The following is a 16,575-nucleotide window of genomic DNA, read 5'->3' as shown; positions in this document are numbered from 1 at the left end:
CATGAAGACCTTGCGCTCAGGTGGATTCACGCTGCTCGAGGTGCTGGTGGCCCTGGTCATCGTCGGCACGGCCCTCGGCGCCGGCCTGCGCGCGGTCGGCAGCCTGACCGCCAACAGCAGCGGCCTGCGGACCTCGATGATGGCGACCTGGTCGGCCGAGAACCGGCTCGTGCAAATCCGCCTGGGCAAGGAATTCCCGGAAATTGGCAAGCGCGGCTTCGATTGCGCGCAGGGCGATCTGCACCTGGTCTGCCAGGAAGAAGTGTTCTCCAGTCCGAACCCACGTTTGCGCCGCGTCGAAGTCTCCGTTTTCGACATCGAAAATCCGAACCGGCGCATCGTCAAACTGGTCCAACTCGTGCTGAGGCCGCGTCTATGAGCGTAAAACTGAAGCGGCAGCGCGGTTTTACCCTGGTGGAGTTGCTGGTGGCGATCAGCATTCTCGCGATCGTCGCCGTGCTCGGCTGGCGCGGGCTGGATGGCATCATCCGCGCGCGTGTGGCGCTCACGAACCAGATGGAAACCACGCGCGGCATGCAGCTGGCCTTTGCGCAGATGCAGAGCGACTGCGAGCACATCGCCGGACGCGACGTGCTCGAACGCCGCCCGTATCTGCTGACGGGTACCGACCGCTTCACGATGGTGCGCGAGGTGTTCACCGAAAACCAGCCTTCGCGCCTGCAGGTGGTGGCCTATCGCATCGTCAACGGTACCCTGGTGCGGCGCGAGTCGCCGGGCGTGCGCGACCTGGTCCAGCTCGATGGCCTGTGGCAGGCCGCGGTCAGCGACACCGACACCAGCGGCGCCGTCGCGCTGCAGTCCGGGGTGGCCGGCATGCAGATACTGACCTGGGAGAACAAGGCCTGGCGCCAGTCGACCAGCGCCGCGAATGCCGGCAGCGCCGCGGCAGCTGCTGCGGCCGCCGGCGGCCAGGCCCAGCAGCAGGATCCGAATACCGTGCCGCTGCCGCCGACCGGCATGCAGGTGGCGCTGCAGGTGCAGGGGCAGCAAGTACCGATGACCAAGTCTTTCCTGCTGGGGGAACCATGAGCCGGCCACGCATGCGGGGACTGCGCGAAAGCGGCGTCGCCGTCATTACCGCGCTGCTGCTGACCACGCTGGCGATCTCGATCGTCGCCAGCCTGTTCTGGCAGCAGCAGGTGCAGGTGCGCTCGATGGAAAACCAGCGCCTGCACCTGCAGACCAAGTGGATCCTGCGCGGCGCCCTCGACTGGGCCAGCCTGGTGCTTTTCCAGGACGGCCTCGACCACCGCGATTTCACCGCCCTCGACCAGGTCTGGGCCACGCCGCTGGCCGAAACCCGGCTCGACCAATACATCGAACGCGAACGGGTCGAAGGAGAAAACTTCGACGCGACCTTGTCGGGTAACATTATCGACGCCTGCTCGCGTTACAATTTACGCAATCTGGCTGACAAGGGCATCGTCGATACCCAGCAGACCGAAGTGTTCGGGCGCCTGCTGCGCAACCTGCAGATGGACCAGCAGCTGGCGGGGCGGGCCGCCGCGTTCGTGGCGGCCGGCCAGCCGCTGGAGACGGTGACGCCGGAGGGCGGGGCGCCGAATCCGGATGGCACGGGCGGCGGCGCGGGCGCAGGCGCGGCGGGAGGCGAGGGCGCTGCAGGTGGCGGCACAGGTACGACGGCGGCGCAGCGCGCCGCGCGCAGCAGCGTGGCCGGTTCGCCGATCAAGTTCCTGGCGGTGGATGATTTATTGACGGTGCCGGGCTTCACGCCGGCCATGGTCGAGCGCCTGCGGCCCTTCGTGATCGTGCTGCCGGAGGTGACGCCGGTGAACGTCAACACGGCGCCGGCGGAAGTATTGGCGTCGCTGATGCCGAACATGTCGGTGTCGGAAGCGAATTCGCTGGTCGTGCGGCGGCAGCGCGCGGCCTGGCGCGACATGAATTATTTTTCGTCGGAGATCGGACAAAGCAGGCCGATCACGCCCAACGCGGCGGGCGTGCGAAGCGACTGGTTCCTGGTGAACAGCCGCATCCGCCTGGACCGCGCGGCCCTGGATGCCGAGGCGCTGATCCACCGCTTTCCGACGCTGATTGCCGGTGGCGGCACGCAGGTGGTCTGGATCCGCCAGTATTAAAAAAAGAAAGCGAGACGGTTTTTGACTACACTTTACATTCGGCATCCCGCCCGCGCGGAAGGCGAGCATGCGCTGAGCCGCTTCGCCCTCGTCAACGACGGCGGCGTCATCGAGCAGCAGGGCGAAGGCCCGCTGCGCAACCTGGGCGACCTGGTCGGCACCAGCCGCCGCATCGTGCTGCTGCTGGCCGGCGCCGACGTCAGCCTGCTGCAGGTGCAGGCGCCGCCGCTGACCGGCGCGCGCCTGAAGGCCGCCTTGCCCGGCCTGGTCGAAGAACACATCCTGGGCGACCCGCTCGATCACGTGCTGGTGGCGGCGCCCCAGCAGCCGGACGACAGCCGCCCGATCGCCGTGGTCGACCGCGACTGGCTGGAGGGCATCGTGCGCAGCCTGCTGGCGCAAGGCGCACGCAGCGTAAGCGCCGTGCCGGCCCAGCTGTGCCTGCCGCTGCAGCCGGGCAGTGTCTCAGCCGCCATCCAGGGCGCCGAGCTGACCCTGCGCCAGGGCCTGTTCCAGGGCTTCGGCCTGGCGCTCGACGCCGTGCCGGCCGTGGTGCTGCAGACCGCGCGCGCCTTCAGCGGCGATGCGCCGCTGGTGCTTTACGTGCCGCCCGGCCAGCTGGGCGAATACCAGGCCCTCGCGCTTGACGCCGGTCCCGGCATCACGCTGGAAACCGACGACTGGGCGCACTGGATCGCCGGCTCGAAGACCACGGCGCTCGACCTGGTGAGCGGCCTCGGCGCCGCCGGCAGCCAGCCGCGCGACTGGCGCCGCTGGCGCTGGCCGATCCGCCTGGCGCTGCTGGCGCTGGCGGTCAACCTGATCGGCCTGAACGTCGAATGGCTGCGCCTCAAGCGCGAAGCCGAGACCGTGCGCCAGTCGATGACCCAGACCTTCCGCTCGGCGTATCCGAACCAGACCACGATCCTCGATCCGGTCGCCCAGATGCGCCAGAACATCGCGCGTGCCCGCGCCAACACCGGCGAGGTGGCGCCCGACGAATTCACCTACATGGCGGCGGCCTTCGGCGAAGCTACCCGTTCGCTCGGACGTCAACCCGGCATTGCGTCAATCGAATACCGCGAACGCGCGCTCTCGGTCAAAGTCAAACCCGATACCGTCGACCCTGGTTTGACGGGCCAGTTGCGCACTGCCCTGGCGGCGCGCAACATGAGCCTCGATGAAGCCGCCCCGGGCAGCTGGGTGATCCGCAGCACAGGAGCCAAGCAATGAGTCTCGCCACCACCATCGCCCAATACCGCGAGCGCGCCACCGCCATGTGGCTCGCGCGCACCGAACAGGAGCGGCGTTTCCTGGGCGTCGGCGGCGCCGTCGTGCTGCTGGCGCTGCTGTACCTGATCCTGGTCGACCCCGCCGTCGAGGGCCGCGCCCAGCTGCGCCGCAGCCTGCCGCAGCTGCGCCAGCAGGCCGCCGAGCTGCAGGCCATGGCCCAGGAAGCCGGCCGGCTGGCGGCCGCGCCCAGCACCCAGGCCACCCCGCTCACGCGCGAAACCGTGAATACCAGCCTCAGCGGTCGCGGCCTGACCCCGCAATCGCTGTCGATGACGGGCGAGTACATCAAGCTGCAGCTGACCAACGTCTCCTTCGCCAATCTGGCGACCTGGCTCGACGAGCAGCGCCGCGCCAACCGCGTGCTGGTGCAGGACGCCGTCGTCACCGCCCTGCCGGCGGCTGGCCAGGTCGACGCCAGCATGACGCTGCGTCAGAACACCGGCACCGCCCAATGAAGCGAGCGCTGCTGTGGATCGGGCTGACCGTGCTGGCGGTCGCCGTCACGGTGCTGCTGTTCCTGCCGGCTGCCTGGCTGGGGACGATGGTCGAGCGCCAGACCGGCGGGCGTTTGACTCTCGGAGATGCGCAAGGTACGCTCTGGCGCGGCTCGGCCTTCGTGGGCGGCGCGCCGGGCGAGGGCGGATCGGTCACGCCGCTGCTGCCAGGCCGCTTCAGCTGGCGTTTGTCGCCGCTGGTGCTGTTCGGCCAGGTGAGCATGGACCTGGCCAACGACAAGGCGCTGGCGCAGCCGGTGCGCATCAGCGGCAGCTGGTCGCAGTGGCAGGTCAGCGCCGGCGAACTGCTGCTGCCGGCCGAGGGCCTGGCCGGGCTGGGGGCGCCGCTGAACACGCTGGCGCCGTCGGGCACGATCAAGCTGTCCTGGAATTTGCTGGACATCGCACGCCAGGGCCAGACGGTGGCGGTGCAGGGCAGGACCGTGCTGTCGCTGACCGACATGGGATCGCGCATGAGTCCGGTGAAACCGCTGGGCAGCTATGAGGTGGCGATGGATTGGCGCGGGCAGCAGGCCGACCTGGCGTTGCGCACGGTCCGTGGCGCTCTGTTGCTCTCTGGAAGTGGTACTCTGCAAAATGGTCGCCTGCGCTTTTCGGGCCAGGCTCAAGCGGCCGACGGATACGAAGACACGCTGGGCAACCTGCTCAATCTGCTGGGCCAACGGCGTATGGTGAACGGCAAGAACATAATCGCATTAGAGTTCAGATAATGAAAAACACCCCGCAAACCCCGGCCCTGCGCCGTATCGCCGCCCGTGTCATGCTTTGCTGCGCCGTTTTCGGCGCGGTGCCGCCCGCACCCGCGTTCGCCCAGGACGGCAATGGCGCCGCACTGAATTTCGTCAACGCCGACATGGAGTCGGTGATCAAGGCAGTCGGCCACTATACCGGCATGACCTTCATCATCGACCCGCGCGTCAAAGGGACACTCACCCTGGTGTCGGAGCGCACCCTGAGCAAGGCCCAGGCCTTCGCCCTGCTGACTTCGGCGCTGCGCCTGCAGGGCTATGCGGTGGTCACCGGCGACGGCTATGCGAAAGTGGTGCCGGAAGCCGAGGCCAAGCTGCAGTCCTCGCCGACCCAGGTCGGCGTCGGCGGCTCCAGGGTGCGTGGCGACCAGGTCGCGACCCAGGTCTACCGCCTGCAGCATGAATCGGCGGCCAACCTGACCGCGGTGCTGCGCCCGCTGATCTCGCCGAACAATTCCATCATGGCCGACCCGGGCAACAACAGCCTGGTCATCACCGACTACGCGGACAATTTGCGCCGCCTGTCGAAGATCATCGCCGCCCTCGACGCGCCCTCGACCGGCGACCTCGACGTCGTCCCGATCCGCAACGGCATCGCCAGCGACGTCGCCACCCTGGTCACGCGCCTGATGGAGCCGAGCCCGGGCGGCGATTCCGGCCGCGTCACCGTGCTGGCCGACCCGCGCACCAATTCCGTGATCGTGCGTGCGCCCTCGGCGGCGCGTGCGAACATGGCGAAAAGCCTGATCGCCAAGCTCGACCAGCCCACCTCCGAACTCGGCAATATCCACGTGGTCTACCTGAAGAACGCCGACGCCAGCAAGGTCGCGCAAACCCTGCGCGCCGTGGTGTCGCAGGACGCTTCGGCGGTGCCGGTGCAGCAGCAGGGCACGTCCGGCGGCTCGATCCAGTCCAGCGCCGCGGGTGGCACCGGCGCCGGCGGGCTCGGCGGCCAGCAGGGCCAGCAGAGCAGCATTGGGATGGGCGGCACCGGTAACACCGTCAGCCAGCAGGGCCAGGCCACGTCCGGCGGCGCCGGCGGCGGCCAGGGCTCCGGCTTCATCCAGGCCGACATCTCGACCAACAGCCTGATCATCACCGCGCCGGATGCGGTCTACCGCAACCTGCGCGGCGTCATCGACCAGCTCGACGTGCGCCGCGCCCAGGTCTACATCGAAGCGCTGGTGGTGGAAGTGACCTCGAACAAGGCCTCGGAATTCGGCGTGCAGTGGGTCGGTATCTCGGGCGACGACAGCAGCCGCTACCGCGTCGGCGGCCTGCAATCCTTCACCAACGGCACCACCGGCAACAATATCGTCAACCTGGTCACCGCGGCGACCGGCGCGGGCGGCACTAGCACCACCGGCAGCACCAGCAGCAGCATCCCGACGCTGGGTGGCCTGTCGATCGGCCTCTTCCGCCAGATCAATGGCCAGCTGGGCCTGGGCGCGATTGCCAGCGCCCTTGAAAACACGGGCAATGCCAACATCTTGTCCACACCGAACATGATCACGCTGGATAACGAGCTGGCAACGATCAAGGTCGGCCAGAACATCCCGATCATCACCGGTTCGTTCACGACCGGGGCGAGCGGGGCCAGCAACCCCTTCCAGACGGTCGACCGCAAGGACGTGGGCCTGCTGCTGAAAGTACGCCCGCAGATTTCGGAAGGCGGTACGATCAAGCTCTCGATCTACCACGAGAACTCGGGCATCGACTCGACCACGAATGCGTCGGGCATCATCACCACCGTGCGCGCCATCGAAAGCAATGTGCTGGCCGACGATGGCCAGATCATCGTGCTGGGCGGCCTGATCTCGGACGACGAAAGCGATAGCGACCAGAAGGTGCGCGGCCTGGGCGATATCCCCATCCTCGGCAACCTGTTCAAGTACAAGGCGCGCACCCGCAACAAACGCAACCTGATGGTCTTCCTGCGCCCCGTGGTGGTGCGCAGCAAGGAACAGAACAGCAGCATTTCGATGGACCGTTACGAGCTCATGCGTGCAGCCGGCGCGACCAGCCAGCCGAGCGATGATTCGATTTTGATCCGCAACCTCGGCGCACCCATGCTGCCGCCTTTGAACAACAATGGCCAGCCGCCTGCGGGCGGTGCGATGGCCACGATGCCGCCGCCGGCGCCAGTCGCGCCGCGTCCGGGCGCCGCCACGGGGCCGGGCACCAACCAGCCGCTGCCGCCCGCGCAACCGGGCCAGCGTCCGCAACCGGAATACCGTCCGGTGCAGCCCCAGCCGGCGCAGCCGGAATACCGGCCGGCATCGCCGATCCGGAACTGAAGATCATGAATAACCTGTTGCCCTACGCATTTGCACGCGACTACGGCGTGCTGGCGCGTTCCAACGGTGACCCGTCGCAGGCCGTCGAAGTCCTGGTGTCGAACGCAACCAAACCGGCCGCGATCGCGGAAGTCTCGCGCCGCTTCGGGCGCATCGTGCTGCACCGCATGGACCGCGCCGAGCTGGAAGCGGCGATTGCCGCCGCCTACGCGAACGCCGGCGGCGACGCCTCCCAGGTCGCCGACGAGTTCGATGCCGATCTCGATCTCACCAAGCTGCTGCAGGACGTGCCGGCCATCGAAGACCTGCTGGAATCGTCCGACGATGCCCCGGTGATCCGCATGATCAATGCGCTGCTGACGCAGTCGCTGCGCGAAGGCGCCTCCGATATCCACATCGAGCCCTTCGAACAGACCTCGGTCGTGCGTTTCCGCATCGACGGCGCGCTGCGCGACATCGTGCGCCCGCGCAAGGCGATCCACGCCTCCCTGATCTCGCGTATCAAGATCATGAGCCAGCTGGACATCGCCGAAAAACGCCTGCCGCAGGACGGCCGCATCACCCTGCGCGTCGGCGGCAAGCCGGTCGACGTGCGCGTGTCGACGCTGCCGACCGGCCACGGCGAGCGCGCGGTGCTGCGTCTGCTCGACAAGGAAGCGGGCCGCCTCGACCTCAGCCACCTGGGCATGAGCGAAGGCCTGCTGCCGCAGTTCGACAGGATGATCAACCAGCCGCACGGCATCGTGCTGGTGACGGGCCCGACCGGTTCCGGCAAGACCACCACGCTGTATGCCGCGCTGTCGCGCCTGAACGCCTCGACCACCAACATCATGACGGTGGAAGACCCGATCGAATACGACTTGAACGGTGTCGGCCAGACCCAGGTCAATGCCCGTATCGACATGACCTTCGGCAAGGCCCTGCGTGCGATCCTGCGCCAGGACCCGGACGTGATCATGATCGGCGAGATCCGCGACCTGGAAACGGCGCAGATCGCGGTGCAGGCCTCGCTCACCGGCCACCTGGTGCTGGCGACCCTGCACACCAATGATGCGGCCTCGGCCGTGACCCGCCTGCTGGACATGGGCATCGAGCCGTTCCTGCTGTCGTCGTCCCTGCTGGGCGTGATGGCGCAGCGCCTGGTGCGCAAGCTGTGCGAGTACTGCAAGCAGCAGGAGGGCCCGGGCCGCTGGCGCGCGGTCGGCTGCGACCGCTGCGGCCATACCGGCTACCACGGCCGGGTCGGCGTCTACGAGCTACTCGAAACGAACGAGCAGATCCGCGCGCAGATCCACAACCAGGTATCGGAAGCCGAGATCCGCGACGCCGCCCTGCATTCCGGCATGAAGACCATGCATGACGACGGCGAACGCTGGGTGCGCGAAGGCATTACCACCGAAGCCGAGCTGCTGCGCGTGACGAAGGCTGCCTGATGCCGGCCTTCCGCTACGAAGCCGTCGACACCGGCGGCGTCACTCGCAAGGGCGTGCTGAACGCCGACAGCCCGCGCGCCGCCCGCGCCGACCTGCGCCTGCAAGGCCTGACGCCGCTGGCGGTCGAGGCCATCGCGGCCCAGGTCGACGAAAGCGGGACAGCGCGCTCGCGCGGCTTCGGCGAGCGCCTGTCGCAGGTGGAACTCGCGCTGTTCACGCGCCAGCTGGCCAGTCTGCTGGAAGCCGGCCTGCCGCTCGAGCAAGCTTTTACCGCGCTGCTGGAACAGGCCGAACGCGCCTACATGCGCGACCTGATCGCCTCGATCCGTTCCGAAGTCATGGGCGGCGCGTCCTTCTCCAGCGCACTGTCGCGGCATCCACGCGACTTTGCCGAGATCTACCGCGCGCTGGTCTCATCCGGCGAGCAGATCGGCCAGCTGGCGCGCGTGCTGGCGCGCCTGGCCGACTACATCGAGCGCCGCAACGCGCTGGTATCGCGGGTGCGCCTCGCGTTCACCTATCCGGCCATCGTTACCGTGGTCGCGTTCGCGATCGTGATCTTCCTGCTCACCTATGTGGTGCCGCAGATCGTCTCGGTGTTCGCGAATACCAAGCAGAAACTGCCGTTCCTGACCATCATGATGCTCGGCGTGTCGAACTTTACGCGCGCTTATGGCATCTATGTGGGATTGGCCATCGTCGGCGCCTGGATCATGTGGCGCCGCGCGCTGCGCAATCCCGCGCTCAAGCTGCGCTGGCATGCCTGGCTGCTCGACGCCCCGGTCTACGGCCGCTTCGAGCGCAGCCTGAACACGGCGCGCTTCGCCAGCACGCTGGCGATCACCACCGGTTCCGGCGTGCCCATCCTGCGTGCGCTCGAAACCAGCCGCGACACGCTGTCGAACGTGGCCATGAAAGGCCTGGTCGAGGATGCGACCGCCAGCGTGCGCGAGGGCGTAAGCCTGGCGCGCGCGCTGTCGGTGCAGAAGTATTTCCCGCCGATGCTGGTGCACATGATCCGCGCCGGCGAGATCACCGGCGAGCTGCCGGCCATGCTGGAGCGCGCCGCCGATTCCCAGCAGGCCGACCTGGAGCGCCGCGCGCTGACCATCGCCGGCCTGCTCGAGCCGGTGCTGATCCTGGCCATGGGCCTGGTCGTGCTGCTGATCGTGCTGGCGGTGCTGATGCCGATTATTGAAATCAACCAGTTGGTGCGCTGACAAGGAACCAGATGAACAAGCGTTTGCCCCTTCTTTTGAGCCTGTTGGGCGTGATTCTGCTGGCCGCGTCGCTCGCGTACTGGATCCTGCAGCTGTACCAGCCACCGCAGCGTCCGATCGCCGCCGTGCCGCACAACAGCATGCCGGACCCGAGCATCGATGCCGCCGCGACCCTGTTCGGCGGCCAGGTCGCCACGGCCAGCGCCACCAATTACCAGCTGACCGGCATCGTCTCGGCCGGACGCGAAAGCGTGGCCATCATCGTGGCCGAGGGCTCGCCGCCGAAGGCGCTGGTGGTGGGTAAGGAACTGGTGCCGGGCATTACCCTGGCCGAGGTGCATGCGCGCTACGTGATGCTGTCCGATGGCGGCGTCATGAGGCGGCTCGACCTGGCGGCGGACACCAAGCCGGCGGCGGCGATGGGTGGCGCAGCCGTGCCTCCGGGACCGGCCGCGGCCGCGATGCCGGCCACGCTTGCACCGGGCGCGACGGTGCCGGAGCCGCCGATGTCGCCGGGTCCGGTGCCGCAGCAGCCGCCGCAGAACCAGGAATTCGCCAGCCCGGGCGACGTCGGCCAGCACGACGCGCCGCCGCCGGCCAACCCGAACAGCGCGCCCGCCGTTCCCAACAACCTCAACAATCCGAACGCGAACAACCAGGCGCCGGCGCCGGTGCAGATGCCGCCGCCGACCCGTCCGGCAGGCAGCCCGGTGGGCGGCGCTGCGCCAAACACCCAGTAAGCTTTACTTCTGTAGCGTTTAACGGCGCAGCGCCGTGAACGCGGAAAACTCCCACGAACGGAACCCCACCAGCAGGGTAAACCCGTCGCGATCGTTCGGCGCCAGGCGGCGGTCGTTGCGGTGCAGCCGGGCCAGTTCGCCGGCCAGTTGATGGATCTTTTCCGTGAGTTCGCCGGCGCTGGCCAGCGACAGGCGCGCAGGCAGGCACATCAGCGCCTCCCCGGGACCGTCGAAGCGGCCGTCGAAATAATCCCCCACCACATGCTCGCGGAAATAGCGCTGCACCGGGCCGTCCGGCAGCCAGCGGAAGGCGTTCGACACCCGCAGGCTGTAGCGGTTCAGGGGTTTCAGTTCGATCAGGCCGAGCCGGTCCAGTTCGGCCAGCAGGCCTATGCATTCGGGTTCGGTCAGGCGGTAGGTCTCGGTGATCTGTTCCAGGCTCCAGTGCCCGAGACAGCAGATCGCCATCAGCAGCAGGTGCGGCTTGGCGATCAGCGAGGTTTCCTGGGTGAGGGTGAGGGTGTCGGCCTGGGGCCGGGCATCGGCCGCGCGGCGCAGCACGTCTTCCAGCGCAATGCCGGCAGCCTGGCAGATCTGGGCCAGGCGCGACAAGGTCATGTCCTTCTGGCCGAACATGCGCTTGATGCTCGACTCGCTCATCGCAATGCGGTCGGCCAGCATCTTGTAGGTGATGCCGGCGGCGCGCAGTTCGGCGCGCAGGACATCCAGAACCATGTCAGGGGAGCTCATGGGTTCTGACTGTACAGAAGAAGGGGCCGCCTGTCACTCCTCGTCGGGCGTCAGCTTGACCTTCTTGAGCGCGCGCTTGGCGGCCTGCCTTTCGGCGGCGACCGGCTTGGCATGCGAGCCGGCCGATCGCTGCCTGGCGAAGCCGGCGAACGGGTTGCGCGGCTTGAGCGGCGCCGGATCGACGCGCAGCATCATCCTCTGCCGGGTTGCAAGCGCCTTGTTCGCCATCTTCGCCTCCTTATTGCTTAGTTACAGTACATAACGCGACAGGTCTTCGTTGACCGCCAGCGCATCCAGCCGCTCGTTGACGTAGGCGGCATCGACGACCAGGGTCTGGCCCGACTTGTCGGTGGCCGAGTACGAGATTTCCTCGAGCAGCTTTTCCATCACCGTGTACAGGCGGCGCGCGCCGATGTTCTCGGTGCGCTCGTTGACGGAATAAGCGATCTCCGCCAGGCGATGGATGCCTTCCGGCGCGAATTCCAGCTTCACGCCCTCGGTTTCCAGCAGGGCCTCGTACTGCTTGGTGAGGCTGGCGTCGGTCGAGGTCAGGATGCTCTTGAAGTCTTCCACCGACAGCGCTTCCAGTTCGACGCGGATCGGAAAGCGGCCCTGCAGCTCCGGAATCAGGTCCGAAGGCTTCGACAGGTGGAACGCGCCCGAGGCGATGAACAGGATGTGGTCGGTCTTGATCATGCCATACTTGGTGTTGACGGTCGTGCCCTCGACCAGCGGCAGCAGGTCGCGCTGCACGCCGGCGCGCGAGACATCGGCCCCGCCATGCTCGGAGCGCGAGGCGATCTTGTCGACCTCGTCCAGGAACACGATGCCGTTCTGCTCGACGTTCTGGATCGCCTTCTGCTTCATCTCGTCTTCGTTGACGAGCTTGGCGGCCTCCTCGTCGATCAGGATCTTCATCGCATCCTTGACCTTCAGCTTGCGCGGCTTCTTGCGGGCCGTGCCGACGCCGGCGAACATCGACTTGATCTGCTCCGTCATTTCTTCCATGCCCGGCGGCGCCATGATGTCGACCTGGGGCGCGGCGTCGGCGACCTCGATCTCGATTTCCTTGTCGTCGAGCGCGCCTTCGCGCAGGCGCTTGCGGAAGGTCTGGCGGGTGGTGTCGCTGTCCTTCGCATCGCTGCTTCCGACATTGAAGCCGAAGTCGCGCGCCGGCGGCACCAGGATGTCGATCACGCGGTCTTCGGCGGCGTCCTCGGCGCGCTGGCGGTTCTTCTTCATCTCGCTGGCGCGGGTCTGCTTGACGCCGATGTCGATCAGGTCGCGGATGATGGTGTCGACGTCGCGGCCGACGTAGCCGACCTCGGTGAACTTGGTCGCCTCGACCTTGATGAAGGGCGCATCGGCCAGCTTGGCCAGGCGGCGCGCGATCTCGGTCTTGCCGACGCCGGTCGGGCCGATCATGAGGATGTTCTTCGGCGTGATCTCGTGGCGCAGGGGCTCTTCCACCTGCTGGCGGCGCCAGCGGTTACGCAGGGCGATCGCCACCGCGCGCTTGGCCTTGCCCTGGCCGACCACGTGCTTGTCGAGTTCCGACACGATTTCGGAAGGGGTCATGTTCATGTGCGTATTCAGGTGATTGCTCATTACAGCGTCTCGACGATGTGGGACATGTTCGTATAGATGCACAGCTCGCCCGCGATCGTCAGGGCTTTCTTGACGACCTCGGCAGGCGCCAGATCGGTGTTTTCCTGCAGCGCCTTGGCGGCCGACTGCGCGTACACGCCGCCCGAGCCGATCGCGCCGATGCCGTCCTCGGGTTCGAGCACGTCGCCGTTGCCGGTGATGATCAGGGTTTTCTCGCGGTCGGCCACCAGCAGCATCGCTTCCAGGCGGCGCAGCACGCGGTCGGTGCGCCAGTCCTTGGCCAGCTCGACCGAGGCACGCAGCAGGTTGCCCTGGTGCTTTTCCAGTTTGGCTTCGAAGCGGTCGAGCAGGGTAAAGGCGTCGGCGGTGCCGCCGGCGAAGCCGCACAGCACTTTGCCCTGGTACAGCTTGCGTACTTTGCGGGCCGAGCCCTTCATGACGACATTGCCCAGGGTGACCTGGCCGTCGCCGCCAAGCGCGACCTGTTCGCCGCGTCGCACGCTCAGAATGGTCGTGCCGTGAAATTGTTCCATAGTTGCCTCGTGGTTGATTGCTCACCGAACGTGGGGCTACTTCACCAATTTACAAGCTGTAATTGTCGCGTTCGCCGGCCTGGGCGGCGTTCAATACTTGTGTGCGTACAGACGCGCGTGCTCTCCCACGCCCAGCAGGCGCAGCAGGGCAGCGACAAGATGGTTCAGGTCGCGCAGCTCGATGCTGCGCTTTTCGGCGCCTTCGGATTCGCCCTGATTGTCGGCCAGCTGGCGCAGGCGCGCGCCGAGGGCATTCGCCGCCGTGTAGTCGATGCGCGCCAGGCGCGAGCAGTCGAGCACCAGGGACGCATGCTGGCCGGCATAGGCCGAGATGGCGTCCAGCAGGGCCGTGCCCGCGCCTTCGATGACGCCCGGCAGCAGGAAGCGGTCGCCGGTGACCGTATTCGGGCCGCTGGCGCCGACACTGACCGCGGCCCGCGCCGGCGCCTCGAACGAGGGCGGCGAGAGCTCGAAGGTGACGCAATAATCCATCGCGGTCTCCTCGAAATCCTTTTCGCGGTTCATCAGGAGCAGCAGCTCGAGCAGCAGCAGCCAGGGTGCTTCGCCGGCGCCGCGGTCGCCGATCGCCAGCATCGGGCGCAGCACGGCAATCAGGTGGTCGGCGCCAGCCACGACCAGCTCGCGGCCGGCGCGGCGCAGTGTCTGCAAAGCCTGCAGCAGGACCGCGCAGCCTTCCGGCGTGGCCGAGGCGATGGTGCTGAACTCCAGCCGCACCAGCGGCATGCTTGAGGCCAGCACGCGCGCCAGCTGGGCGCCGGCGGTGGCGTCGAGCTGGCCCGACAGGCTGGCGGTCGGGGTCACGCCGGCAAAAGCCTGTCCCGCCGCCTGCGCGGCCTGTCCCGTAGACGGCGCGAAAGCCGGCGAATAGGCGGGCGGCGAGGTCTCGAAATGGCTGGCGTAGTCGATCGCGATGCTCTCGAATTCGGGTTCGCGGCCGCTGGCCTGGTAGAGGTCGAACAGCATCCACCAGGGCTGGCGCTCGTTGCGGCAGGCGCCGACCAGGCAGGCGCGCAGGGCCGCTTCGGCGGCGTCGAACTGGCCGTTGGCATACAGGATGGCGGCTTCCTCGACCGCCGGTGCGCTCGACGGCGCGATGGCGGTATCCGGCATGCCTTCCTCGACCAGCAGGTCGGCCGTGTTCAGGTCGAGCAGGGGCGCGCTGGGGGCGCCGGCCGCCACCGCCGGGGCGCGCCGGTTGCCGGCCCAGGCATGGTCGTCGAAGATGTCGTTGGCCATCTCCAGCTCGATCTCGTCGATCTTGGCGGCGGTGGCGCGCGCGATCTCGCGCTGGCGTTCGCGCTCGGCTTCGGTGTCGAGCGGCATGCGGGTGGTGGGGGCGAACACACTGACAGGATCGGCCAGCGCCGGGCGCGGACGAGCGCCGGCCCGCGCCTCGGGCGCATCGTTCTTTTTCTTCAGGAAGGAAAAGAGTCCCACGTCGGTCCTTGTACCCGTTGAGCGCGTAACGCTCTTATTCACCGGTCGAGACAGTAGCACGGCGGCCCGCGGAGCACGGCGCGCACGCCTGAGCTGCGTCAAGCCGAGGCTAGTGTATCCCATGGGAAATATCTTTGGCGCCCAAATAAAAAAAGCATGCGGAGAACGCATGCTTTTTTCGGGTCAGCCTGTCACGGTTCAATCACCGTAGAGCTTCTGCTTCAGTTCGCGGCGCTGCTGCGCTTCCAGCGACAGCGTGGCGGTCGGGCGGGCGATCAGGCGCGCCACGCCGATCGGCTCGCCGGTCTCGTCGCACCAGCCGTATTCGCCGGATTCGATGGCCGCCAGCGACTGCTGCACCTTCTTGAGCAGCTTGCGTTCACGGTCGCGGGTACGCAGCTCGAGCGCGTGCTCTTCCTCGATCGTGGCGCGGTCGGCCGGGTCCGGCACCAGCACCGTTTCACGCAGGTGCTCGGTGGTCTCGCCCGCGTTTTTCAGCAGCTCTTTTTCGAGTTCCTGCAGGCGGTTTTTGAAGAACGCCAGCTGGGCCGGGTTCATGTAGTCGTCGTCGCTCATCGCCCGAATCTCTTCTTCCGTCAGGAGGCGGTCTTCGGGCTGCGCCACGGTATTCGGTTTCGTTGTTTTAGTCATGACTTCACTACCTTCGATACGACAGAGTTTCCATTTTATCAGCTTACTCAGCGGTTACTTCTGTTGCTTCGTGCGCGCTGGTTCGCTGCCGTAATGGCGGGTTTGGACACCCCGCCGTGTTCAGTCGTTCAACTATCGGTTCGCAGAACCGGAGTAGTTTATACCAAACATTGTTCCAATCCTCGGATAAAGACATCTTTCGGTAAATTTTTACCAATAAACACCATTTTGCTGCCACGGGCTTCCTGATCGCCCCACTTTGCACCCAGGTCGCTGCCCATGATTTGATGCACGCCTTGGAATACCACCTTGCGGTCTGCGCCCGCCATCAAGAGTACGCCTTTGTAGCGCAGCATGTTGGGACCGAATACTTGCACCATGCTGCCGAGGAACTGGTCGAGGCGTTCCGGATCGAAAGCGCGCTCGCTCTTGAAGACGAAGGCGGCGATGTCGTCGCTGTGATGGCCGTGATGGTGGTCATGGCTGTGATCGCACGCTTCGGTGTGCACGTGATCATGGTCGTGATCGTGGCCATGCTCGTGGGCTTCGTCGGCAGTGAGGAAGGCCGGGTCGAGTTCCAGCTTGTCGTTCAGGTTGAAACCGCGCAGGTCGAGCACCTCCTGGATCGGCGCGCGCCCGAAGTCCGAGGTGCTGATCGGCGCACGCGGGTTGATGCGGCGGATGCGCGCCTTCAGTTCCTCGAGCGCGGCGGCATCGACCAGGTCGGTTTTCGACAGCAGGATCTTGTCCGCAAAGCCGACCTGGCGCTGGGCTTCCTCGTGGCGGTCCAGCTGGTCCATGCCGTGGCGGGCGTCGACCACGGTCACCACCGCGTCGAGCAGGTAGTGAGCGCCTACTTCCTCATCGACGAAGAAGGTTTGCGCCACCGGGCCCGGATTCGCCAGGCCGGTGGTTTCGATGACGACGCGGTCGAAGTGCAACTCGCCGGCGTCGCGCCTGGCAGCCAGCTTGCCCAGCGCCACGATCAGGTCCCCGCGCACGGTGCAACAGATGCAGCCATTGTTCATCTCGACGATCTGCTCGCCCGAGTCCTGCACCAGGATCTCGTTGTCGATGTTTTCCTGGCCGAACTCGTTCTCGATGACGGCGATGCGCAGGCCGTGGTTTTCCTGCAGAATGCGGTTGAGCAGCGTGGTTTTACCGGCGCCGAGGAAGCCGGTCAGGATGGTGCTGGGGATCAATTCCAT

The 16,575-nt window shown here is 66.8% G+C and carries 17 protein-coding genes; 10 read left to right on the top strand and 7 right to left on the bottom strand.

The features are described 5' to 3' along the window. Position 1: 1 nt before the first annotated feature. From gspI to LQV39_RS10390, 10 genes are read left to right on the top strand one after another with little or no spacing between them, the layout of a single operon-like run. Positions 2-379 carry a type II secretion system minor pseudopilin GspI gene (gene gspI / locus LQV39_RS10435; RefSeq protein WP_230025083.1) on the top strand — a complete coding sequence of 126 codons (378 nt, stop codon included), beginning with the start codon at positions 2-4 and terminating at the stop codon, positions 377-379. After that, positions 376-1,050, top strand: coding sequence for a type II secretion system protein J (locus LQV39_RS10430; RefSeq protein WP_230025081.1), 675 nt, complete (start codon positions 376-378; stop codon positions 1,048-1,050). The genes gspI and LQV39_RS10430 overlap by 4 nt, the downstream gene beginning before the upstream one ends. Then, the gene (gspK, locus tag LQV39_RS10425; RefSeq protein WP_230025079.1) at positions 1,047-2,120 is read left to right on the top strand and encodes a type II secretion system minor pseudopilin GspK; all 1,074 of its coding nucleotides are present in this window, start codon (positions 1,047-1,049) and stop codon (positions 2,118-2,120) included. The genes LQV39_RS10430 and gspK overlap by 4 nt, the downstream gene beginning before the upstream one ends. A 21-nt stretch (positions 2,121-2,141) precedes the next feature. After that, positions 2,142-3,353 carry a type II secretion system protein GspL gene (gene gspL / locus LQV39_RS10420; protein ID WP_230025077.1) on the top strand — a complete coding sequence of 404 codons (1,212 nt, stop codon included), beginning with the start codon at positions 2,142-2,144 and terminating at the stop codon, positions 3,351-3,353. Then, positions 3,350-3,868 (top strand): type II secretion system protein GspM, encoded by a 519-nt coding sequence (gspM, locus tag LQV39_RS10415; RefSeq protein WP_230025075.1) that lies wholly within the window; start codon positions 3,350-3,352, stop codon positions 3,866-3,868. The genes gspL and gspM overlap by 4 nt, the downstream gene beginning before the upstream one ends. After that, on the top strand, positions 3,865-4,638 hold the full coding sequence (gspN, locus tag LQV39_RS10410; RefSeq protein WP_230025073.1) for a type II secretion system protein N: 774 nt from the start codon (positions 3,865-3,867) through the stop codon (positions 4,636-4,638). Before gspM ends, gspN begins: the two co-directional genes overlap by 4 nt. Continuing rightward, positions 4,638-6,974, top strand: a complete 2,337-nt coding sequence (gene gspD / locus LQV39_RS10405; protein WP_230025071.1) for a type II secretion system secretin GspD — start codon at positions 4,638-4,640, stop codon at positions 6,972-6,974. Before gspN ends, gspD begins: the two co-directional genes overlap by 1 nt. Positions 6,975-6,979: 5 nt before the next feature. Then, complete coding sequence (gspE, locus tag LQV39_RS10400) at positions 6,980-8,407, top strand: type II secretion system ATPase GspE (RefSeq protein WP_230025069.1); 1,428 nt, start codon at positions 6,980-6,982, stop codon at positions 8,405-8,407. Then, complete coding sequence (gene gspF, locus LQV39_RS10395; RefSeq protein WP_230025067.1) at positions 8,407-9,627, top strand: type II secretion system inner membrane protein GspF; 1,221 nt, start codon at positions 8,407-8,409, stop codon at positions 9,625-9,627. The genes gspE and gspF overlap by 1 nt, the downstream gene beginning before the upstream one ends. 11 nt (positions 9,628-9,638) lie before the next feature. Further along, a complete protein-coding gene (locus tag LQV39_RS10390) occupies positions 9,639-10,367 on the top strand; it encodes a type II secretion system protein N (RefSeq protein WP_230025065.1) in 729 nt (242 codons plus the stop codon). Positions 10,368-10,385: 18 nt separating this feature from the next. Here the strand turns inward: LQV39_RS10390 and LQV39_RS10385 are convergent, their stop codons facing one another. The 7 genes from LQV39_RS10385 to LQV39_RS10355 all read right to left on the bottom strand — a co-directional run bounded on the left by LQV39_RS10385 (position 10,386) and on the right by LQV39_RS10355 (position 16,575). Continuing rightward, positions 10,386-11,102: a helix-turn-helix domain-containing protein gene (locus tag LQV39_RS10385; protein WP_230025063.1), complete on the bottom strand. Its 717-nt coding sequence runs from the start codon at positions 11,100-11,102 to the stop codon at positions 10,386-10,388. A 48-nt stretch (positions 11,103-11,150) separates the two neighbouring features. Then, positions 11,151-11,345 carry a hypothetical protein gene (locus tag LQV39_RS10380; RefSeq protein WP_230025061.1) on the bottom strand — a complete coding sequence of 65 codons (195 nt, stop codon included), beginning with the start codon at positions 11,343-11,345 and terminating at the stop codon, positions 11,151-11,153. A gap of 21 nt (positions 11,346-11,366) precedes the next feature. Then, a complete protein-coding gene (hslU, locus tag LQV39_RS10375; RefSeq protein ID WP_230025059.1) occupies positions 11,367-12,701 on the bottom strand; it encodes an ATP-dependent protease ATPase subunit HslU in 1,335 nt (444 codons plus the stop codon). 23 nt (positions 12,702-12,724) lie between these two features. Beyond that, positions 12,725-13,258 carry an ATP-dependent protease subunit HslV gene (hslV, locus tag LQV39_RS10370; protein WP_230025057.1) on the bottom strand — a complete coding sequence of 178 codons (534 nt, stop codon included), beginning with the start codon at positions 13,256-13,258 and terminating at the stop codon, positions 12,725-12,727. A gap of 90 nt (positions 13,259-13,348) precedes the next feature. Then, on the bottom strand, positions 13,349-14,716 hold the full coding sequence (locus LQV39_RS10365) for a hypothetical protein (RefSeq protein ID WP_230025055.1): 1,368 nt from the start codon (positions 14,714-14,716) through the stop codon (positions 13,349-13,351). 198 nt (positions 14,717-14,914) lie between these two features. Beyond that, positions 14,915-15,367 carry an RNA polymerase-binding protein DksA gene (gene dksA, locus LQV39_RS10360; protein WP_230025053.1) on the bottom strand — a complete coding sequence of 151 codons (453 nt, stop codon included), beginning with the start codon at positions 15,365-15,367 and terminating at the stop codon, positions 14,915-14,917. Positions 15,368-15,525: 158 nt separating this feature from the next. Beyond that, positions 15,526-16,575 carry a GTP-binding protein gene (locus LQV39_RS10355; RefSeq protein WP_230025051.1) on the bottom strand — a complete coding sequence of 350 codons (1,050 nt, stop codon included), beginning with the start codon at positions 16,573-16,575 and terminating at the stop codon, positions 15,526-15,528.

The sequence above is a fragment of the Massilia sp. Bi118 genome (assembly GCF_918697865.1).
In the GTDB taxonomy this organism is placed as follows: domain Bacteria; phylum Pseudomonadota; class Gammaproteobacteria; order Burkholderiales; family Burkholderiaceae_D; genus Telluria.
This window is presented reverse-complemented; position numbering and strand designations above follow the sequence as displayed.